The sequence below is a fragment of the Affinirhizobium helianthi genome, assembly GCF_042680945.1.
Classification (GTDB): domain Bacteria; phylum Pseudomonadota; class Alphaproteobacteria; order Rhizobiales; family Rhizobiaceae; genus Neorhizobium; species Neorhizobium helianthi.
In genome coordinates, this window is the sequence record NZ_JBHUEQ010000023.1 from 232,616 (window position 1) to 254,908 (window position 22,293).

Below are 22,293 nucleotides of genomic sequence, written 5' to 3' on the forward strand. Positions count from 1 at the left end.
ATGAGCCTCGTTCCTGAAATCGATTACGGTACACCGGCCTCCAGGTCGGAAGAACTGGTTACACTGACCATTGACGGTCGCCAGATCACGGTTCCGGCTGGCACATCCATCATGCGTGCTTCCATGGAAGCCGGGATTCAGGTGCCCAAGCTGTGCGCCACGGACATGGTGGATGCGTTCGGCTCCTGTCGCCTCTGTCTCATCGAGGTGGAGGGCCGCAACGGAACCCCTGCCTCCTGCACGACGCCGGTTGCCCCCGGTATCGTCGTTCACACCCAGACGGAACGGCTGAAGCAGATCCGCAAGGGTGTGATGGAGCTTTACATCTCCGACCACCCGCTGGACTGCCTGACCTGCGCTGCCAATGGCGATTGCGAGCTGCAGGACATGGCGGGTGCTGTCGGTCTGCGCGACGTACGCTACGGCTATGAGGGTGAGAATCACGTCAAGGCGCGGTCTGCCGAGGGGGCCATCAATGCCCAGTGGATGCCGAAGGACGAATCCAACCCCTATTTCACCTATGATCCGTCCAAGTGCATCGTTTGCTCCCGTTGCGTGCGTGCCTGCGAAGAAGTGCAGGGCACGTTTGCACTGACCATTGAAGGCCGCGGGTTCGACAGTCGCGTTTCGCCCGGAGCCCATGAGGCGTTTCTCTCCTCCGAATGCGTGTCCTGCGGGGCCTGCGTTCAGGCTTGCCCAACGGCGACCCTCACCGAAAAGTCGGTGATCGAAATCGGTCAGCCAGAGCATTCTGTCGTGACAACCTGCGCCTATTGCGGTGTTGGCTGCTCCTTCAAGGCGGAAATGCGCGGCGAAGAGCTGGTTCGCATGGTGCCGTGGAAGGACGGTCAGGCCAATCGCGGCCATTCCTGCGTCAAGGGCCGCTTCGCTTACGGCTATGCAAGCCACAAGGACCGCATTCTCAACCCGATGATCCGCGAAAAGATCTCGGATCCCTGGCGGGAAGTAACCTGGGAAGAGGCCTTTGCGCATGTGGCGTCCGAGTTCCGCCGCATCCAGTATCAGTATGGCCGCGAGGCCATCGGCGGCATTACCTCCTCACGCTGCACGAACGAAGAGACCTATCTCGTTCAGAAGCTGATCCGCGCTGGTTTCGGCAATAACAACGTCGATACTTGCGCCCGTGTGTGCCACTCGCCAACCGGATACGGTCTCGGCCAGGCCTTCGGCACGTCGGCAGGAACACAGAATTTCGACAGCGTCGAGCATTCGGATGTGGTGGTCGTGATCGGTGCAAACCCGACCGACGGGCACCCGGTTTTCGGTTCTCGCCTGAAGAAGCGTCTGCGCCAGGGGGCCAAGCTGATCGTTATCGATCCTCGCCGGATCGATCTCGTGCGCTCGCCGCACATTGAAGCGGCCTACCATTTGCCGCTGAAGCCCGGAACCAACGTGGCTGTCATGACAGCCATTGCCCATGTGATCGTGACGGAAGGTCTCTTTGACGAGCGCTTCATCCGTGAACGGTGCGACTGGTCCGAGTTCGAAGACTGGGCCTCCTTTGTATCCGAGGCCCAGCATTCGCCGGAAGAAACGGAAAAGTTTACCGGCGTTCCGGCGCAGGATCTGCGTGGTGCGGCAAGGCTGTATGCCAAGGGCGGCAATGGCGCGATCTATTACGGCCTCGGCGTGACCGAGCATAGCCAGGGTTCGACAACGGTTATGGCGATTGCCAACCTTGCCATGGCGACCGGCAATATCGGTCGTCCGGGTGTCGGCGTGAACCCGCTGCGCGGTCAGAACAATGTTCAGGGCTCCTGCGATATGGGTTCGTTCCCGCATGAATTGCCGGGTTATCGCCACATATCGGACGATGCAACGCGCGAGACCTTTGAAAAGCTGTGGGGTGTGACGCTCAACAACGAGCCGGGCCTTCGTATTCCCAACATGCTGGATGCTGCCGTGGATGGCAGCTTCAAGGGCATCTATATTCAGGGCGAGGATATTCTTCAGTCCGACCCGGATACCAAGCATGTCTCCGCCGGTCTGGCGGCCATGGAATGTGTCGTCGTTCATGACCTCTTCCTGAACGAGACGGCCAATTACGCGCATGTCTTCCTGCCAGGTTCTACTTTCCTGGAAAAAGACGGCACCTTCACCAATGCAGAGCGCCGCATAAACCGCGTGCGCAAGGTGATGACACCGAAGAACGGTTATGCGGACTGGGAAGTGACCCAGAAACTGGCCCAGGCCATGGGGCTTGACTGGAACTACACGCATCCGTCTCAGATCATGGACGAGATCGCCCTGTCTACTCCGAGCTTTGCCGGGGTCTCCTATGCCTATCTGGAGGAAAAGGGGTCCGTTCAGTGGCCGTGCAACGAGAAGTTTCCGAACGGCTCGCCCATCATGCACACGGATGGCTTCGTGCGCGGCAAGGGCAAGTTTATCCGCACTGAATATGTGCCGACCGATGAACGGACAGGGCCGCGCTTCCCGCTTTTGCTCACCACCGGACGTATTCTCTCGCAGTACAATGTGGGTGCACAGACGCGGCGCACCGAAAATGTTGTCTGGCATGAAGAGGACCGGCTGGAGATCCATCCGCACGATGCCGAGCAGCGGGGTATCAAGGATGGTGACTGGGTAAAGCTCGCCAGCCGCTCCGGCGATACGACCCTGCGCGCGCTGATCACGGATCGTGTGGCACCGGGCGTGGTCTACACCACCTTCCACCATCCCGGCACCCAGGCAAACGTCATCACCACCGACTTCTCTGACTGGGCGACCAATTGCCCGGAATACAAGGTGACGGCGGTGCAGATTTCGCCCTCCAACGGACCGACCGAATGGCAGGAGGATTATGACGAGCTGAGCCGCAGATCGCGCAGGATTGCTGGCAAGCTCGAAGCGGCTGAATAGGCCGGCGGATGCAAAGGGTGACGCGCCGCCAATTCGATGAATGGACGTTTCGCCAGGGGCAGCTTGCTCCTGCCAATCGTCATGTCCCGGAAGAAGTGCCGATCGCCTTCTCCTATGGTGGTTCTACCCATGCTGTCATGATGGGAACGCCCGGCGACCTGATTGACTTTGCCTACGGCTTTTCGCTGGCGGAGGAAATCATCCGTTCAGCCAATGAGATTGTCAGTGTCGAGCCTATCGAAGCCGGTGCCGGCATCGACATTCAGATTACGCTGGTCGATGACAGTGCAGAGGCGCTGGTTTCTCGCCGCAGGCGCATGGCGGCCCGGTGGGCTGCGGCCTTTGCGGTATTGAATCAATCGAACAGGCCACGCGTCAGACTTCTCCCGTCGCGGAGCCTGGTTTTCTCATTTCGCCTCTGCAGATTTCGGAATCGGTGTCCCTGCTGGCAAGAGAGCAGGCGCTGAACCGGGAAACGCGCGCTGTTCATGGGGCCGGTTTCTACCAGCCGGGCAGCGGGCTGCTGGCCGTGCGGGAAGATGTGGGGCGTCACAATGCGCTCGACAAGCTGTGCGGTGCCGTGTTGCGAGCGGGAGCAAATCCCTCTGCGGGTTGCGTGGTCGTCACCAGCCGCCTTTCCGTCGAAATGGTGCAGAAGACCGCACTGATGGGATGCGCGATACTCATCGCCATTTCTGCCCCGACAGCGCTTGCCATAGAGACCGCCCAACAGGCTGGCATCACCCTGATCGGTATCGTTCGTGGCGATGAATTTGAAGTTTTTACAAGGCCTGATCGCCTCTCGGCAGGAGAACACCGTCATGTCGCACAATAACACGGACGACAAGCTCGTCCGCATGGCCAACCAGATCGCGACCTTCTTCCATTCGCAACCGGAGGACGTTCGGGTAGATGGCGTAGCCACACATATCAACAAGTTCTGGGAGCCGCGCATGCGCCAGCGCTTCTTCGAGATGATCGATGGCGGTATTGGCGGCTTCTTGCCGCTGGTGATTGCCGCTGCGGAGAAGATCAAACGGCCGGAAAGCCGGGCCAAGGGCATAGGTCTCGGTGCCGATGCGGCCAGGGGTGCGCCGGGCGGTCAGGGAGCGATTGCGGGTGAATCGCTTTCGGAACCCAGCGTTCCCGAGCAGCGAGTTTAACGGAATGACGTTGCGGGCAATCGTTTTTCATTTGCGACTGTCCGCATATTGGAAGGGAGATTGGGGTTATGGCTGTGGCAGGAGTTACAGAGGAGGCGGCGCCGCAGGCGGGGCTGCTGGACAGAGAGCGAATTATCGCTCAACCGGGTTTTAACCGCTGGCTGGTGCCGCCGGCGGCCTTGGCCATTCACCTGTGCATTGGCATGGCCTATGGCTTCAGCGTGTTCTGGCTGCCGCTCAGCAGGGCGCTTCCGGCGACGGATCCGACCTGTTCCAGCCTGACATTGGTGGGCGCTTTGTTCACCACCGCCTGTAACTGGCGCGTGGCGGATCTTGGCTGGATCTACACCCTGTTTTTCGTTCTTCTTGGCTGTTCGGCAGCCATCTGGGGCGGCTGGCTGGAACGCGTCGGGCCGCGCAAGGCGGGCTTCGTCTCGGCCTGCTGCTGGTGTGGCGGCATTCTCGTGGCAGCCCTTGGCGTCATGACGCACCAGCTCTGGCTGATGTGGCTTGGTGCAGGCGTCATTGGCGGTGTCGGTCTTGGCCTTGGCTATATTTCGCCGGTTTCCACTCTGATCAAGTGGTTCCCGGATCGACGCGGCATGGCAACCGGCATGGCCATCATGGGCTTTGGCGGTGGTGCCATGATTGGCGCGCCTCTCGCCAACCTTCTGATGGGTTACTTCAAAACGGATGTATCCGTCGGCGTTTGGCAGACCTTCGTGGTGATGGCGCTCATCTATTTCGTCTTCATGATGGGCGGTGCCTTCGGCTACCGGATTCCTCCTGCAGGCTGGCGACCCGAAGGTTGGACACCGCCCGCTGCCAAAAGCACGATGATTACCAGCCGCCACGTTCACCTGCGCGATGCGCACAAGACGCCGCAATTCTGGCTGATCTGGGCTGTTCTCTGCCTGAATGTTTCGGCAGGCATTGGCGTGATCGGCATGGCCTCCCCCATGTTGCAGGAAATCTTTGCCGGTTCGCTGATCGGTCAGCCCGGTGTTGCCTTTGCACAGCTCGATGCGGCGCAGAAAGCGCAGATCGCGGCGATTGCTGCGGGCTTTACGGGTCTTCTGTCTCTCTTCAACATTGGTGGCCGTTTCTTCTGGGCTTCCATGTCTGACAAGATTGGCCGCAAGAACACCTATTTCTGCTTCTTCATTCTCGGCATCGTTCTCTATGCCGCGGCTCCGACGCTGGCCATGTTGGGTTCCAAGGCGTTTTTCGTTCTCGCCTTCGGCATCATTCTCTCCATGTATGGCGGTGGTTTTGCCACCATTCCCGCCTATCTGGCCGATATTTTCGGCACACAGTTCGTCGGTGCTATTCATGGTCGCCTTCTGACGGCATGGGCAACGGCAGGCATCGTCGGTCCTGTTGTCGTGAACTACATCCGTGAAGCACAAATCGCGGCTGGTGTTGCACCCGGACCCGAGCTTTACACCAGCACCATGTATATCCTCGCAGGTATGCTGGCGCTTGGCCTTGTTGCAAACGCCTTCGTCAAGCCTCTTTCCGACAAATGGTTCATGTCGGAGGAAGAGGTCGCGTCGCTGCAGGCCAAGACTGCTGCTGCCAATGCCGGCCCGACGGGCTCCTTCGGTATCGGCAAGGGTGGTCTGGATGCCAAGGCAGCGCTCGCCTGGGTTGTCGTGGGCATCCCGCTTCTGTGGGGTGTCTGGGTGACACTGAAAAGCAGTCTTGCGCTTTTCGGATAGCCGCAAGCCCTAGTTCGCAGAAACAGAAAGGCGGGTCGTTCGGCCCGCCTTTTTCCTGTTGGTCTGGACGTGAAAAGTGCTTCGCACTCTGTCGCATTACGCGTCACGCACAAAACATTGTTTCTATGCATACCGTCTTGCAAACCTCTCACGCACGCTTTGCGTGAGATGACTTGATGCCTCAGTTCAGCCAGAGCTTGATCAGAGCGGCTTCCGGCGTGTCGTCCCCGCCGTTTTCCACCCCCGCTTCCCAGAGACCAGCACCTGCTTCATAGGAACCCGGAATGATGCCGCCGCCTTCGCACTGACTTACTGCGCGGATGCGCTTGCCTGCCTTGACGGCATCTTCAAACGCCTTCAATACGACCGGGCAGGCCATGACTGTTCCAGCGCCGAAAACGCGCAGGACAGCACCGTCGAGCGTCGCGAGTGCTGCTGCAAGCGTATCCGCCGCAATGCCGGGGCTCAGCGTCAGAATGGCAAATTTACGCTCGTCAAATGTGCGGGATTTGGGTTGCGGGAGCGGCGCCTGCGGCAGAGCCCGGAAGGAAATCGGGTCATGGCTGTGATGCTTCACGAGGCCCTCGGCGCGCAGCAATTGGCCGGCAAAAGCAAGGAAGACACCTTCGCCTTCCTGCTGGCTAGCCTCGATTGCGAGCGAAAGATTGCCTTCCGCATCGCCATTCTCGCCGAGGGGAACCATGGAACCGCACAGGATGACGCGCCTGCCTTCGCCTACAAGTGCCTGCGAAAGTGCTGCTCCCGTGAACGACATGGTGTCGGTCCCATGAGTGATGATGGTCGGAACGCCGGGATGAGCGCGGATTGCTTCAAGCATGGCGTTCCAGTGGGTCGGGCCGACACTGGCGCTATCGAGAAGGGGATTGAAGACATTTGCCACGAGCGTGATGTCATCCGTCAGCCGGGCGCTCAGCGCGCTTTCGACGAGACCTTTGACGGGGGCAAGCCCGTTGGGGCCGGGTGCCATTCCAATTGTGCCGCCAGTATGAATGAGAAGCAGTCTAGGCAAAATAAAATCCCCCAAAAAATACAAGGTTTCTTAGCCAAAGAGCAGGTCGAGATCAATATGGCGATCAGTGCTACAGCTTGCCGCCAAAGGAAAGAGGCAGCCCCCGACAAGGTCATGGGCTGCCTCTCAACTTGATGTGATTGCTTGACGGGGCTCGCTATCCTTCAGGGTGCGACTCGCGCCTTCAATCTCTGTTTGGGCGCAGCTGGAGGCGAAAGCGCTGACACTGTTTTGCTGGGCCTGCTTCAGGCCGCAAGATCTTCCAGATCCGATCCCTTGAACATCTTGGAGAGATTCAGGAAGCAGATCATGCCGTTCTCGCTGGAGATGATGCCTTCGGAGAACGACTTGTCGAACGATGCGGAGACTTCGGGAACCGGCTGGATCTGGGTGGAGCTGATCGTCAGAATATCCGATACGCGATCAACCAGCATGCCGATCACCATATTATGAACCTCTGTCACCACGATGGCGGACCGCTCGTTTGCGACGGTGCTCTTCATACCGAGCTTGTAGGCGAGGTCGATGATCGGAATGACCGAACCGCGCAGGTTCATGACGCCAATCACATCCGCCGGTGCGTGCGGAATCGGGGTCGAGGGTGCCCAACCCCGGATTTCGCGGATCGTGGTGGTCTTGACGCAGAATTCCTGATCGTGCAGGCGAAATGCGATGATTTCGAGCGTGTCACCACTGAAACTGTTTGATGTAATCGTCGTAGCCATCAAAATTCTTCCCAACTCTCCGATGCCAAGGCTGCTGCTGCGCTGGAACGCCCGCGTGCAACATTGACCGCCCTTTGGCGCGGTGGCGATGAGGTGGATCCTGCATCGGTTCGCGCGATAGAAGCAACTGTAGCGGAAGTTCGTTTCTCAAAGCTAAATCGCTGCAGCATTTCGCGAAGAGAATTTGCTTCGCCGGCGAGACTGTGGCTGGCGGCGGAGGATTCTTCCACCATTGCTGCGTTCTGCTGGGTGTTTTGGTCAATCAGGTTGATGGCGTTGCTGATTTCGCGCAGGCCCACGGATTGTTCTCTGCTGGCCTCGATGATCGCCTTGACGTTGGTGTTGATGTCGTCAACCTCGGTGATGATAGCCTGCAGAGCCTTGCCGGTTTGATCGACAAGCGACACGCCCTGCTGGACCTGTGCGCTGGAAGTGTTGATGAGCGCCTTTATTTCCTTGGCGGCCTTTGCGGAGCGCTGCGCCAGTTCGCGCACTTCCTGGGCAACGACCGCAAAGCCCTTGCCCGCCTCGCCAGCGCGCGCTGCTTCCACACCGGCGTTCAGGGCGAGGAGATTGGTCTGGAAGGCGATTTCATCAATAACGCCGATGATATTGGAAATCTCTCCAGACGATTTCTCGATCTGCCCCATGGCTTCGATGGCCGCTGACACGACTTCGCCAGAGCGCGTTGCTCCCTTGGTTGTGCGCTCCACGAGTTGACCGGCTTCCTCCGCGCGCTTGGCGCTTGTGGAAACCGTTTGCGTCACTTGCTCCAGCGAAGCGGCAGTTTCCTCAACGGCTGCCGCCTGCTTCTCCGTGCGCTGAGCAAGGCTGCTGGAGGCTTCACGAATCTGGCCAGAACTTGCAGCAATGGCGGTGGCGTTGTTTGCGACAGCCTCCATGGCACCGGATAGCTTTTCAATCGATGCGTTGAAATCCTTGCGGATGCCATCCAGGCTCGGGATGAACGGACGCTCGAGGCGGATGGTAAGATCGCCGCGCGAAAGTGCCATGAGGCCTTCACCTAGTTCGTCGCAAGCACGCACACGCTCGGTGATGTCCGTTGCAAACTTGACGACCTTGAAGACACGGCCATCACTGTCCTTGATCGGATTGTAAGAGGCCTGGATCCAGACCACTTTTCCGCCTTTGCCGAGGCGCTTGTACTCGGCAGAAAAGGCTTCGCCACCAGCCAGCCTTCTCCAGAAGTCCGTGTAATCCGCTGTCTGTACATAGGCCGGTTCGCAGAACATCCGGTGATGTTTGCCCTTGATCTCATCCAAACTGTAGCCAAGGCAGTTCAGGAAGTTCTCGTTGGCATACAGGATGTCGCCGGTTGGCGTGAATTCGATGACGGCCTGCGTGGCGGAAATTGCCGCAATCTTGCCGGCGTCTTCAGCCGCCTTCAACTTGGCAGCGGTAACATCGGTCGCGATTTTCACCACCTTGATTACTTTGCTCCCGGACATGACCGGGTTATAGGAGGCCTGTATCCAGACCTCGCGTCCGCCTTTGCCAAGCCGTTTGTATTCTGCGGCCTGAAACTCGCCCTGCTTCAACCGTGCCCAAAATTCCTTGTAGGCCGGGGTGCTCACATAGGCTGGATCACAAAACATGCCGTGATTGCGGCCTTTGATTTCCGACAATGTGTAACCAAGCGCCTTGCAGAAGTTCTCATTCGCTTCGAGAATTTTCCCGTCCGTATCAAACTCGATGATGGCTTGTGATCTTCCGATGGCGGCAAGAAGCGCCTTGGAATTGTTAGGGGAGGCAAAGCTAATATTCATGCGGAATTTCCTCGATAAGACACGGAATACGTAACCGCATTGGCGCTGGTTCACTTTTGCTGAGTGAAAAAATAACTAGCAGTGAGTTCTTAATAAGCTCTAAAAAGAGCTCCGACAAAAGCGCCTTAAACAACTGTTTTATAAGCTGAAAACATATTACAGGATAGGCTGAAAACAACCAAAAAGAGAAACAGACTTCTCTAAATGACAGCGTTTTGCGGGAGTGAATTATTTCTAAAGTACTAATGCGGGCTATTTTGAGCCAAAATTCCAGGAGAAATTGCTTTTCATCAATACTCTTTTTCGTAGAAAATTCCCGCAGAGCCGCCTTCGCTGCCTGCCGAGCCTTTCAACTTTACGCCACGGCCGATATCCAGATTGATGGACGCCTTTGCGCCGCTGCTGCCACCCTGTTCGAGCTGAAAATAGGTCCGGTCGTTCAAACGCCGTCCAACCGAAACGCTGGTTTGGCCATTGTCATCGGTCCTCAGGTCCAGATCGTCCACGCCGAGCCTGCCCCGCAATGTTTGGAAGAGGGAGCTGTCGCCACCGCCGGCAAGCTGGCTCACCGCATCAGCCAGCTGCGCAATCTGCAAGGCAGAGAGGCGCGACACGGATTGGCCGAAGATCAGGCGTGCAAGAACTTCATCCTGCGGCAGGGAAGGGGAGGAGCCAAAGGTAATATCCGGGTTGTTTGCCACGCCAGACACATTGATGGTGATGGTTGTCTGGTCTGAGCGTGTTTCGGCAACCATGTCCAGAACCGGGATCAGGCTGCCGCCGAAGGTGATCCTGCCGGTGGTGAAGTCCAGACGCTTGGTGAGAATGACAATGCGCCCGCGCCGCATCTCGAACCCGCCAGCCACGATTGGCTCCGCCGTTGTGCCGCGCACCGTCAGATTGCCACCCAGTTCCGCATCAATGCCACGTCCGCGAACGAAGATACCGTTCGGCGCATTCAATGTCACATCGAGTCCGATATTGCGGCCGGTGCCTTCGCCACCTTTGGGGGCGAGGGCCGCCAGAAGGGCGCGTACATCGGCAGGCGCGTTCCTGTGCTTGACATTGATCTCTGCAAGCGAAGCGGGAAGTTTTGCCGGAACCGTGATATTGGCCTTGACAAGGGTGACCGTGCCGCCAAGGCGCGGATCCTGCAGCAGTGGGCCAGTTACTGTCAGATTGCCGTTTACGGTGGCCGTCACCAGCGTACCATCCACATAGGTCGCATCGTTCAGTGCGATGCGCAGATCAGCGGCAAAGCCGTCTGTTAAGCCGATCGAGCCCTGCGCGCTGATCGTGCCGCCAGTGGAAAGGGCTGCCGTAGCACTTGAGATTTCCGCGCGGTCTCGATTGAAATTTACCTGCGCGTTGATCTTGTTGAGCGCGAGGTTTCGGCGCACATCGATCAAGCGGGCATCGCTCGTTGAGGCTGTCCCGGTGATCTGAGGTGCGCTTGCCGTCCCGCCAACCGAGACATTTACATTGCCGGTGCCGGAAGGAACGAAGCCCTGTGCCGAAAGCTGTGTGGCCAGGAGGGCAAAGGGAAAGCCGCCGCGAAATTGCAGGTTCAGCGGTCTATCGCCCGCAAGCCCAACCGTGCCGCCGCCGGAAAGGTTCAAACCTCCAGCGCCACTCAGCTCCGTCTGGAAGTTGACCGCATTGTTCTCAAGGCTTCCATTCACACCAACGCGAAAGGACTGGAGACCGGCGCTTCTGATCTGGGCCAGCGATGCATCTGTCCAGGTCAGGTTGAAGCGCGCTCCGGTTCCACCTTCCCCCGGCAGGGCAGTGACCTTGCCGGAGACGACGCCGGTTGCCCCAAGGCCTGGAACAAAGGCGTTGGCGAGGTTTGCTGGAAGTGCGGCAATATCTGCGTTCAGATTGGTCCGGGGAATGCTGTCTCCCTCTGCCGGCAACGTCACATCGCCACTGGCTGTGACGGAAAGCCCATTCGGGCCGCTAAGGCGGGTCTCGCCCAAAGTCAGCTTGCGGTTTTCAAATGAACCTTCAGCTCGCAGGTTCAGCGGTCCAACACCTGCATCACCTCTACGACGAATCGAGCCATCGGCCCATTGCAGATCGTACCGAATAGCCGGTGCAGCAGTCGTGCCGGACACCGCAGCCGTGCCAGAAACAATGCCGGAAGCCTGCATGCCGGGAAGAAAGGCATTGGCGAGCGCAGCCGGAAATGCGTCGAGGGCGGCTTGTAGATTAAGCGCACGTTCACCCGTCAGGCCAATGGTACCATTGGCCTTTGCCGATAGGCCAGACGGACCCGTCAAACCGGATTCGGCAATGGTCAGAGTCCCGTTTTCCAGTCTGCCTTTTGCATTGAAAGCCAAGCCTTGAATGCCTGCTGCTCGCGTTTGCGCTGTTGCCGCATCCTGCCAGGCCAGATTAAAATCCGCCACAGGTGCTTCAGCCGTTCCGCTGGATTGAACGGAGCCGGAAATGATCCCGCTTGCGTCAAGTCCTGGTACGAATGCATTCGCCAGTGCAGCCGGCAGTGAGGCGATATTGCCATTGACGTTCAGCACCGGCCCTTGCGGACCATTCAGCAGAACGCGACCTTTTGCCGTGACCGAAAGGCCGGAAGGATCGGTAAGGGACGTATCGTCCAGTGTCAGCGTGTTGTTTTCAAGGCTTCCGAGAGCGCGCAGCGCGATGGAGTTTGCGCCTGCCTGACGGCTTTCTGCTATCGAAAGATCAGAGCCTGAAAGATCGTAGCGAACGACTGGAACAGCAATAATGCCGCCAAGTGTCACGCGACCTTTCAACTGCCCCTTCGCATCCAGCCCTGGACGCAACACATCTGCGAGCGACAGGGGCAGATTGACAAGATCAAGGCTCATATTGAGCGCCCTGTCCCCATCAAGGGCCGCCGTGCCGCTGGCTTTCAAGGAAACATTGTCGCCGCCGACAAGCTCTGCTTGGGAAAGTGTCAGGATCTGGTTCTCAACTGTACCGTTGGCGATCAAATTGAGATTGGGCAGGCCAGCCTTGCGTGTCTGTTCAAAGGAAGCATCGGCCAGCTTGGCCTGGAAGGAGGCCTTAGGAGCAGCCAGCGTACCAGATGCGTTGACAGTGCCGGAAAGGGTGCCGACCGCACCAAGATCGGGGCGCAACGCATTGGCAAGACTTGCAGGAATGGACGAAAGATCGGCCTGAAGGTTGATGGCCCGCTCATCGGCAAGGTTGAGACTGCCTGTCACGCGTGCGGCGAGATCTTTGCCGCCCTGCAGAACGAATTCGTTGACCGTCAGTCTATTGTTCTCGAAGCGGCCATCCAACCGTCCGCGCAATGCCTCGATCCCGCCAGCGCGGGTTTGAACGGTGGAACCTTCCGCAAGATCCAGCTGAGCGGTTGCGACAGGTGCGCCAACCGTGCCAGTAACCGTTGCTGTGCCTGTTATCTGGCCTTTCGCATCGAGGTTCGGCACGAAGCTGTTGGCGATGCTGGCCGGAATGGAAGCGATGTCCGCTTTCAGGTTCAGGGTCTGCGGTGTTGTTGTCGAAACGGTACCGTTTGCATGCAATGAGAGGCCGTCGCGTCCGGTCAGGGCCGCGTCTTCCACCGTCAGCAAGCTGCCTTGCATACGGCCTCGGCTGGAAAGCGTGAAAGCGCCGAGGTTGCGAGTGCGGGTTTCGCCAACTTGGGCACCGTTCCATGCGAGGCTGTAACGAATAACAGGATCGGAGGAACGCCCGGCAAGTGTGGCAGCGCCACCAATTTTACCTTCCGCGCCAAGGCCCGGCACAAAGCTATCGGCTATGGCAGCTGGAAGATCACTGACACGCAAGGCTACGTTCAATTGCGGCCCGGCTGTGCCTTCCACCACGACTTTGCCACCGCCCGCATTCAGAGTAATCGTGCCAAGAGCAGCGCTGCCTGACGCAAGACGAACCCGCGCCGGTTCCGCCAGTGCAATGTCAATGCCATTAGGCTTTGCAGCCAAGCGGTTGATGTCGATTGCGATTTGGTCGGGTGCCGTGCGGTCCACAACGCCCTGCATCACCAAAGGAGCATCGGAATAGCGAGCTTCCAGATCAAGATTCGTACGCTTCGCATCGCCCTCCAGCTTGAGATTTACGTCCTGAAGCTTTTGCCCTGCGACCGTGATAGCATTGGCGCGAACCGTACCTTGTGCAATCAGCGCCATCACATCGGTGCTGGCCAGATCAATGGCTGGAGCTTCGATCACGCTGCCGTTCGCTGAAACCGATTGGCCAGTGGCGTTGATGGTCGCGGACATTTTGCCGTTATCATTGCCAAGCGAAAGGGAGCCGCGAAGGTCGCCGCTTGCCTGTTGACCTGCAAGTGAGGCCAACAGGCCGATGTCAGGCAAATCGAAAGCGAGTTGTCCCTGTGGCAGGAAATTGTTGGAAAGATCGAGAGCGCCGCTGATGCGGTTTGCGCCAGCATCCAGCGCAACGCGCGGCAATCTGTAAAGATCGTTTTCCTGACGGATTTCCGCGTCCAGCTTCAACGGCTTGCCATCGACCCGACCGGAAACGATCGCCGTTCCCGCCGTTTTGCCGCTGCCGACGGTTCCTTCGAAACGTGCGCTGACGGCCTCCAGCATGCGTCCGCCATATCGGGCCTCGGCGGCATTCACCACGGCCTTGACGCCAAGCGCGTCCAGGGGGCCGTTCAGGGTGATGTCATAGCCGGCCGCCCCCTTGGCGTCGGCGCGGAACTTGGCGATATCGGCCACACGCCCCGCCAGGTGCGCTTCCAGCGTGCCGCCATTCAGAAGCACATTGCCGTGACCTTCCACGACATTGGATTTGACGACCAGATTTTCCAGGCTCATGCGCCCGCCGATCACGGCATCCACATAGCCTTCGATGCCCACCATATCTTCGAAATAGCGGCCTGCCGCTTCCGGCAGACCTTCGGGATTGAGAGACATGCGGATGTTGCCCGTCACGGATTGCTTGGACGTGTTGTAGGCACCGCTGATCGTGCCGGACAGATTGGCACTTTCAAAGGTCGATGCATCAAGCCCGATGGCGGGCGGAGCAAGCCGGATGGGCGCATCCAGACGGATCGGGCCCTCGATCAGCCGGTCGAGATCGGGATTGTCGAATTTCGCCTGGGCAATGCTGAGGCGGGTGCGGATGCTGCCGGTTCTGTCGACAAGATTAAGGTCTTCGCTCTCAGCCTGAAGGCGAACCTGTCCCAGTGCCGTGCCGCTGGCGGATATGGATTTCAGCGCAGCGGTTGCATTGAAGCGCGAAGATTCGGCGGGGCCGGTGAGGGTGAAGTTGAGGTTGTCGATGGAAACCCGCGCTGGCTGCGTGTCCATCGGCCATTCGAGGTTGATCGAGCCGTTCGTGGCTGTCGCGCTGCCCGTCAGGCTGTTGTCGCCGGAAGGATCGAGCGCACCGGACGCCTGAAGCTTCATCGAGCCGGTTGTCAGTTCGCCAGTCTTGATCTCGATCCGGCCTGCCGATGTCATGACTGCGCCGATGTTCAAATCGGTGCGGCCCGGGAAAAGGGGGCGGAAGCTGGGAGGCAGAAGCGATGTCCATTCGCCGCCGCCACGAAGCTGCAATTGATGCGCGCCCTCGGGAGAAAGGCTGTGCTGCCCGTCGAGGCGGATCACGGGGCGTCCATCCACCGTGCCGCGCAACTGGCCGGACCAGTTGGACAAAGGCCCCTGGCCATCCAGCGCAAGGGCCAGCGATGGCGAACCCGGCAGATGGAGAAGGCGGGCCAGAAGGCCGCCCTGCGGCTCGGAGACGAGTGCCTGCAGCTTCAGCTCGTTCTGCCTCGGAGCAAAAACAAGATCGGTCTTTGCCAGTGCGTTCGGAATATCTTTGCGCCGGGCCGATAGCTGCAAGGCAATCCGTTCGCCGGTCGCATTGGCAGCGCCCTCTGCCTGCAGATCGAAATGACGCCCTGTCAGCGCCGGTTCCAGCGCAATACTCGGCAGTTTGAAGTGATCGATCTGAACTGCAACCGGCAGTGAAAAACCGTTGCCGGAACTGCCCGTCTGGTTCTGTGCGGGTGTCGTGGCGGGAAGCGGTGCGCGGATGGCCTTCAGTGCGTCGATCTCGATCCGCTGCGCATGGAAGGTTCCGCTGAGAAGCGAAAGCGGCGACCAGTCAACGGCAATGTCTGACGCTTGCGCATAGATGCCGTTCCGATCCGCCAGCGTAACGCTTTCCAGTTTCAATCGTCCGGTCAATAGACCGCGCGGGGGAGAAATCGTGATCGTCTGGTCCGGGGAGGAAACGAGCGAGGAGGCCAGGTTTCCGGCCAATCGATTGCCAGCAGGGGTGAAGCCGATGAAGAGCACGAATGCCACCACCAGAACAACGGCAAGCGCCACCACGGCAAGCGCGGCGCGCAGGATCCAGTTTGTCGGACGCGGCGATGTCATGAACGCGGGTTCACCTTTGGCAAGCTGTGGGAATCCTTATCCTGATCTGCGATTTTGTGCGACATCAGAATGATTGCCCGATGCCCGCGTAAATACCGTATTGGCTGCCGCCGTCATAGCGATTCAATGGCACGGCCACGTCTAACCTCAACGGACCGAACGGAGTTGCATAGCGCAGCCCAATACCGGCGCCCATGCGAATATCGGTAAAATCGGGCACGATTTCGGTAGACACGCTTCCGACATCAAAAAAGGGAACAATTCCAACTTTATCAGTGACTTTGATACGTGCTTCGAGGTTTGCCACCGTGTAGGAGCGCCCGCCTGTGGCCTCATTCTGCGCATTGTAGGGCGAGACTTCGCGGAACGTATAGCCCCGGATGGAACCGCCACCACCGGCAAAGAAGCGCCGTGTGGTGGGAATGTCGGCCAGCCTGTCACCGCCGACGATGGTTCCGGCCGATAGCTTGCCTGCCAGAACGAAACGATCTTCCTCGCCAAAACCGAGATAGCCGGACATCGATCCCTCGAAAGAGGAGAAGAAGGTGCCGCGATAGGTTTCGTAGCTTGGTTTGGTGGAGGCGGTGAACCGATAGCCTTCCGTTGGCTCCAGCTTGTTGTCCCGCGCATCGCGGTCGAAGGTGAGCGGAATGGAAAGCGTGAGATATTCGTTCTTGCCGAATGCGTCCTCGGACTGGCTCCACGACACCTCGCCGCCGCCGGTCAGCTTGTCCTGCTCGCTTAACTCATAGGTGAGGGTGGCAAGCGCTGTGATGGAATTGGCCGTGTAGACATCCGGGGTTTCGCGCTTTGCCCTCAGGCTGGCGTCGAAGGTCAGTTCGGGAATCTTGAAGCCCGGCTCCGAATAGATGATGCCTGCGGAATAATCGAAACTATTGAGATCGGTCGTCGCGCCAATGCCGGAAACCTGGCCTTCGATGCGAAGCGATTCAGCCTGCCCGAAGAGGTTGCGGTGACCCCAGTAGCCGGAAATGCCAGCGCCATCGAGCGAGGAATATTCCGCGCCGAAACCGAAGTAACGGAACTTGCCGTCTGCGACCTCAATGGTCAGCGGTAGCGAACCATCGGCCGCCAGCCTGTCTGCCTCGCGGATGTTGACGCTGGAGAAGACACCCAGTTCGCGCAGCCTCTCGCCCGCCTTTTTCAACTGCTCCGGCGAATATTGTTCGCGCCGGTCAAGGCGCGAATAGCGCCGGATAAAGTTCTCATCCACGCCGCGAGAGCCTTTGACCGCAACTGTACCGAAGGGTGCAACAGGGCCGCTGGTGGCGGAAAGGGTGACGGCAACCGTGTTTGTCGCATGGTCGGCAACAACCTCTCGCGTGCCGAGCCTGGAGAGCGGGCGTCCCTGCTTTTTCAATGCCTGGACCACACGCTCGCCCGCCTGGATGATCGAGACGGAGCCTGCCTTCTGGCCCGGTTTCAAACCGACATCTTCCGGCGGAATGGAGGCCGCATCACCTTCAAACCGTACTTGCCCAAGCGTGAATTCCGGCCCTGGCTCTATCGTCACGACAACGGGAACGGGTCTGCTGTGATCGAATTCGGGGATCGGCGGCAGACGGTCGAGATCCTGTCCATCGATCGTGATACGAACCACGCCGCCATAGCGGGCCTCTTCGTAAAGGATGGCCACAAGCCGGTCACGGTCCTCCCGCGCCTTGATCACGAGCCCCAGATCGCCTGAAACCGGCTTTTCCTCATCGGATTTCAGCGCGCTGCCATCCTCCAGCCTGTCCTTCAGATCCCCGCTTGCACCGGTGAGATTGAGGGTGGCTGCATAACGGACCGGATCGATGACATCGGCGGTTTCCTCCTCGCTTCCGAAGAGATTGAAGCCGAAGAGTTTGAAGGCCTGGGCGGGCTGTGTATATCCCGGAATCAGGGAGGCACCCGCGAGCAGCGCAGCTACGAGGCTCAGCTTCCGGACCGCCTTCATGCGATCCTGGACGGGCATGTCATTGCTCGTACGCAGTTTGGTTTTCCCACCCTTCAGACGCGAGCGTCACTCTATATTAGCAGTTAATGTAACTGCATGTCTTTCGCTGCGGTACCACGTTTCTGTCATACAGTCATCAAAAAGCCCCGGCTGTGTCTCCGGGGCTTTGCATTCCCTTGGCCGTTAGTGGCGCTAAAGTATCAGTAGCCGCGCGGGCAGGAGTCTACGTAGCGACGACCGTAACGGTCACGGTAGTAGCACTGGCCAGGCTGCTGGGTAACGTTACCGATGACTGCGCCGGAAAGACCGCCGATAGCAGCACCCACAGCTGCACCGCGCACGTTGCCGGTTGCCAGACCACCGATCACTGCGCCAGCGCCAGCGCCAATGCCGGCACCCCGTTCGGTCTGCGTGCAGCCTGCCATGGTCAGGCCCACCATCAGAAGCATAATCGCCTTCTTCATCACTCTCTCCAAAAAAATACGAGCGCGTCCCGGTTCTGCGACCGGTCCCGCATACGCTAAACCCATCCAACATTAACGCAGCTTGAACGGAAGGATATGACACTCAAGAGGGAAGTCCAGATACCGCGATCAAGATTCTCCCGAAATGAGAAGAACTCATCTTCCACGATAACGTGCCGTCACAAAAACTATCTATTGATCGTACATGAAAAAAGACGAATGATATGCCTTGCGTGTTTGAGGAGACACGCGCCTCGTCGAGGATTTGGAGGAGTTCATGACGAAAGTGACGTTGACGGTCAATGGCCGGACGATGTCGGGCGAGTGCGACGATCGCACCTTGCTCGTTCATTTCATTCGGGACAAACTGGCACTAACAGGAACACATGTGGGTTGCGATACGACCCAATGCGGTGCCTGTGTCATCCATATGGATGGAAAATCGGTGAAAAGCTGTTCCGTCCTTGCCGTTCAGGCCTCGGGATCGACGATCACCACCATTGAAGGACTTGCCGCGCAGGGTGAGCTTCACCCGGTTCAGTCCGCCTTCAATCAGCATCACGGCCTGCAATGCGGCTTCTGCACGCCGGGCATGGTGATGACGGCTGTGGACATGATCAACCGTCATGGCGGAAAGCTCGACGAGGCGACGGTTCGCCAAGAACTGGAAGGCAATATCTGTCGTTGCACCGGTTATCATAACATCGTGAAGGCCGTTCTTTCCGCCAATGAGGAAATGCACGGCGCTCAGCGTCAGGCTGCTGAATAATCAGCTTTCCCAATCCGGCATTCGGCGCGCCTGCCAGTCTAAGATCTCATTGCGCCGTCGCCCTTTCTCATTGCTGTTCTTTCGCTCTCATCGAGCGCTCTCGGGAGGAGATGATATGGGTATGGAAGGAATTGGTGCGCGCGTTGCCCGCAAGGAGGACAAGCGTTTCCTCACGGGCAAGGGTCGCTACACCGACGATATGGTCGTTCCGGGCATGAAATATGCCTGCTTTGTGCGAAGCCCGCATGCACATGCAAAGATTACCGGCATCGATGTTTCCGTGGCCAAGGCAATGCCGGGTGTGATCGATGTGCTGGATGGGCGGCAATTGCAGGCAGATGGCATCGGTAATCTGATCTGCGGCTGGATGATCCATTCCAAGGATGGCTCGCCCATGAAAATGGGTGCGTGGCGGCCGCTGGCTGTCGATACCGTGCGCTATGTGGGCGATGCCGTGGCCATCGTGGTGGCCGATTCCGTTGCGCAGGCGCGGGATGCGGCAGAGGCCGTGGCGGTGGAATATGATGAGCTTCCCGCCGTCATCACCAGTCTTGCGGCACTGGAAGCGGGGGCCCCGCAGATCCACCCGGAAGCGCCCGGCAATCTGATTTTCGATTGGGACATCGGTGATGCCGCTGCGACTGACAAGGCCATTGCTGAGGCGGCGCATGTGACGGATGTTGAAATTCTCAACAACCGCCTCTCTCCCAATCCGATGGAGCCGCGTGCGGCACTTGGCATCTACGATTCGGCGGAAGACCATTACACCTGCTATACCACCAGCCAGAACCCGCATGTGGCGCGCCTGGTGATGAGCGCCTTCTACAATGTCGCGCCGGAAAACAAGCTGCGCGTGATTGCGCCGGACGTGGGCGGCGGTTTCGGCTCCAAGATCTATATCTATCCCGAGGAAATCGTCTGTCTCTGGGCCTCCAAGAAAACTGGCGTGCCGGTGAAATGGACCTCTGACCGCACGGAAGCCTTCCTGACGGATGCTCACGGCCGTGACCACGTTTCGAAAGTGAAGATGGCTTTCGACAAGGACCATCGTGTGATTGGTCTCAAGGTGGAGACGATTGCCAATCTCGGCGCCTATATGTCGCTCTTTTCCTCGGCTGTGCCGACCTATCTCTATGCGACGCTGCTGTCTGGCCAGTACGCCATTCCGGCGATCCATGCGAATGTGCGCACGGTCTATACCAATACGGTGCCGGTGGATGCCTATCGCGGGGCAGGGCGGCCCGAGGCGACCTATCTTCTTGAGCGAACAATGGAGATTGCGGCCCGCGAACTGGGCGTTTCGCCAGCGGAACTGCGCCGGAAGAACTTCATTCGCTCCTTTCCCTATCAGACGCCGGTGATCATGAATTACGATGCTGGCGATTACGAAGCCTCGCTGAGTGCGGCCATGGAAGCGGCGGATTGGGACGGTTTTCCGGCCCGGCGCGCCGAGGCGGAGCGTCGCGGCAAGAAGCGCGGCATCGGCATGAGCTGTTATATCGAGGCCTGCGGCATCGCGCCCTCCCAGGCCGTCGGTTCGCTTGGTGCCGGTGTCGGTCTGTGGGAGTCGGCTGAGGTGCGGGTGAACGCGGTCGGCACGATCGAGGTTCTGACCGGCTCGCACAGCCACGGTCAGGGCCACGAAACCACCTTTGCGCAGCTGGTGGCGGATCGTCTCGGCGTGCCGCTTGCCAGTGTCAACATCGTCCACGGCGATACGGACAAGGTGCAGATGGGCATGGGCACCTATGGGTCCCGCTCCGGCGCAGTCGGCATGTCGGCTGTTGTGAAGGCGCTCGACAAGGTGGAGATGAAGGCGAAGAAGATTGCCGCGCATCTGATGGAGGCCGACGAGAGCGATATCGTCATCGAAAACGGCGAGCTGAAAGTGGCGGGTACGGACAAGACCCTGCCATGGTTCCAGGTGGCGCTTGCCGCCTATACCGCGCATAATCTTCCTGCCGGAATGGAGCCCGGCCTGAAGGAAACCGCCTTTTACGACCCCTCCAACTTCACCTTCCCGGCAGGCTGCTACATTGCGGAGGTGGAGATCGATCCGGATACTGGCAAGACGGACATCATCCAGTTCGTGGCGGCTGATGATTTCGGCAACATCATCAATCCAATGATCGTGGAGGGGCAGGTGCATGGGGGCCTGGCGCAAGGCATCGGGCAGGCGCTTCTGGAAGAGGTTCGCTACGATGAGACGAGCGGCCAGCTTCTGACGGCGAGCTACATGGATTACGCCATGCCGCGTGCTGATGATCTGCCCTCCTTCAAGCTGTCGCACCAGAATACGCCGTGCCCCGGAAATCCGCTCGGCATCAAGGGCTGCGGTGAGGCCGGTGCAATCGGTTCTCCGCCAGCACTCATCAATGCCATTACGGATGCCATTGGCATGGAAATCACCATGCCGGCGACACCTGTGAAAGTCTGGACTGCTTTGCAGACTGCGCACACGCGCATGGCTGCGGAATAAGGGAGGGGACGTTATGTATGAGACCACTTACCATCGCGCTTCTTCCGTTGAGGATGCGGTCAAGCTGCGTTCAGCCCGCGAGGAAGGTCGATATCTCTCCGGCGGCATGACGTTGATCGCCACCATGAAGCAGCGGCTTGCTGCGCCTTCGGATCTGGTGGATCTGCGGCATATCGAAGCCATGAAGGGCATTACGGTCGAGGGGCGCCGGGTTCGGATCGGGGCGGCGACGCCCCATGCGGACGTGGCATCCTCTTCTGCGCTACGGGCTGTTTGCCCCGCCATTTGCGAACTGGCGGGCATGATCGGCGATCCGCATGTGCGGCACATGGGAACGATTGGCGGATCGGTTGCCAACAACGATCCTGCCGCGGATTATCCCTCTGCCGTGCTGGCACTGAACGCGACGGTGGTGACGGATCGGCGGGAAATCGCAGCGGAGGATTACTTCCAGGGCATGTTCGACACGGCACTGGAAGATGGCGAGCTCATCACCGCCATCACCTTCGAGGCACCGGAAAAGGCGGGTTATGCGAAATTTCCCAACCCCGCCTCACGCTATGCACTGGCTGGCGTATTCGTGGCCAGGACTGGATCCGGCGTGCGCGTTGCCGTTACCGGAGCCGGATCGAACGGGGTTTTCCGTGCGCGCGATATCGAGCAGGCGCTGGCCTCCAGCTGGTCGCCTGAAGCAATCTCCGGTGTCGGCATGGATGCATCGCAGATGATGGAGGACATGCATGCTACCGCGGATTATCGCGCCAATCTGGTGAAGGTCATGGCGAAGCGGGCGGTGCTGGCTGCGCAATGAAGGATATCGGACCCGAAATGCGGTTCGCCGTTTTCGGGCATCCGTTGAGCGATACAGGAGCTATATCGTCCTATGTGCGTCTTCAGACACATTTGGCGATTTAGGTGAGAGC

At 58.9% G+C, this 22,293-nt stretch carries 12 protein-coding genes and 1 pseudogene; 7 read left to right on the forward strand and 6 right to left on the reverse strand.

The window, feature by feature from the left end; translation table 11 throughout:
* The 4 genes and pseudogenes from fdhF (at position 1) to ACFSE1_RS13300 (ending at position 5,767) form a co-directional block, all read left to right on the forward strand.
* Positions 1-2,883, forward strand: coding sequence for a formate dehydrogenase subunit alpha (gene fdhF, locus ACFSE1_RS13285; RefSeq protein WP_377402064.1), 2,883 nt, complete (start codon positions 1-3; stop codon positions 2,881-2,883).
* Positions 2,884-2,891: 8 nt separating this feature from the next.
* A pseudogene (fdhD, locus tag ACFSE1_RS13290) lies at positions 2,892-3,718 on the forward strand (formate dehydrogenase accessory sulfurtransferase FdhD).
* The gene (locus tag ACFSE1_RS13295; protein WP_377402067.1) at positions 3,705-4,046 is read left to right on the forward strand and encodes a formate dehydrogenase subunit delta; all 342 of its coding nucleotides are present in this window, start codon (positions 3,705-3,707) and stop codon (positions 4,044-4,046) included. Before fdhD ends, ACFSE1_RS13295 begins: the two are co-directional and overlap by 14 nt.
* Before the next feature lie 68 nt (positions 4,047-4,114).
* Positions 4,115-5,767 (forward strand): OFA family MFS transporter, encoded by a 1,653-nt coding sequence (locus ACFSE1_RS13300; protein WP_377402070.1) that lies wholly within the window; start codon positions 4,115-4,117, stop codon positions 5,765-5,767.
* 181 nt (positions 5,768-5,948) lie between these two features.
* Here the strand turns inward: ACFSE1_RS13300 and ACFSE1_RS13305 are convergent, their stop codons facing one another.
* From ACFSE1_RS13305 to ACFSE1_RS13330, 6 genes are all read right to left on the reverse strand, one after another.
* A complete protein-coding gene (locus ACFSE1_RS13305) occupies positions 5,949-6,797 on the reverse strand; it encodes an asparaginase domain-containing protein (protein WP_377402073.1) in 849 nt (282 codons plus the stop codon).
* Positions 6,798-7,042: 245 nt separating this feature from the next.
* Positions 7,043-7,522, reverse strand: coding sequence for a chemotaxis protein CheW (locus ACFSE1_RS13310; RefSeq protein WP_377402076.1), 480 nt, complete (start codon positions 7,520-7,522; stop codon positions 7,043-7,045).
* Positions 7,522-9,309, reverse strand: coding sequence for a methyl-accepting chemotaxis protein (locus ACFSE1_RS13315; RefSeq protein WP_377402079.1), 1,788 nt, complete (start codon positions 9,307-9,309; stop codon positions 7,522-7,524). The genes ACFSE1_RS13310 and ACFSE1_RS13315 overlap by 1 nt, the downstream gene beginning before the upstream one ends.
* Positions 9,310-9,599: 290 nt before the next feature.
* Positions 9,600-15,698, reverse strand: coding sequence for a translocation/assembly module TamB domain-containing protein (locus tag ACFSE1_RS13320; protein WP_377402083.1), 6,099 nt, complete (start codon positions 15,696-15,698; stop codon positions 9,600-9,602).
* A gap of 64 nt (positions 15,699-15,762) precedes the next feature.
* Positions 15,763-17,676 (reverse strand): autotransporter assembly complex protein TamA, encoded by a 1,914-nt coding sequence (locus tag ACFSE1_RS13325; protein ID WP_465269780.1) that lies wholly within the window; start codon positions 17,674-17,676, stop codon positions 15,763-15,765.
* A 182-nt stretch (positions 17,677-17,858) separates the two neighbouring features.
* Positions 17,859-18,122: a glycine zipper domain-containing protein gene (locus tag ACFSE1_RS13330; RefSeq protein ID WP_377402086.1), complete on the reverse strand. Its 264-nt coding sequence runs from the start codon at positions 18,120-18,122 to the stop codon at positions 17,859-17,861.
* 277 nt (positions 18,123-18,399) lie between these two features.
* Here ACFSE1_RS13330 and ACFSE1_RS13335 point away from each other — a divergent pair, with 277 nt between their 5' ends.
* The 3 genes from ACFSE1_RS13335 to ACFSE1_RS13345 all read left to right on the forward strand — a co-directional run bounded on the left by ACFSE1_RS13335 (position 18,400) and on the right by ACFSE1_RS13345 (position 22,181).
* Positions 18,400-18,891 (forward strand): (2Fe-2S)-binding protein, encoded by a 492-nt coding sequence (locus ACFSE1_RS13335; RefSeq protein ID WP_377402089.1) that lies wholly within the window; start codon positions 18,400-18,402, stop codon positions 18,889-18,891.
* 115 nt (positions 18,892-19,006) lie between these two features.
* A complete protein-coding gene (locus ACFSE1_RS13340) occupies positions 19,007-21,370 on the forward strand; it encodes a xanthine dehydrogenase family protein molybdopterin-binding subunit (RefSeq protein WP_377402092.1) in 2,364 nt (787 codons plus the stop codon).
* A 13-nt stretch (positions 21,371-21,383) separates the two neighbouring features.
* Entirely contained in the window at positions 21,384-22,181 is a 798-nt protein-coding gene (locus tag ACFSE1_RS13345) for an FAD binding domain-containing protein (protein ID WP_377402095.1), read from the forward strand.
* Positions 22,182-22,293: the final 112 nt, after the last annotated feature.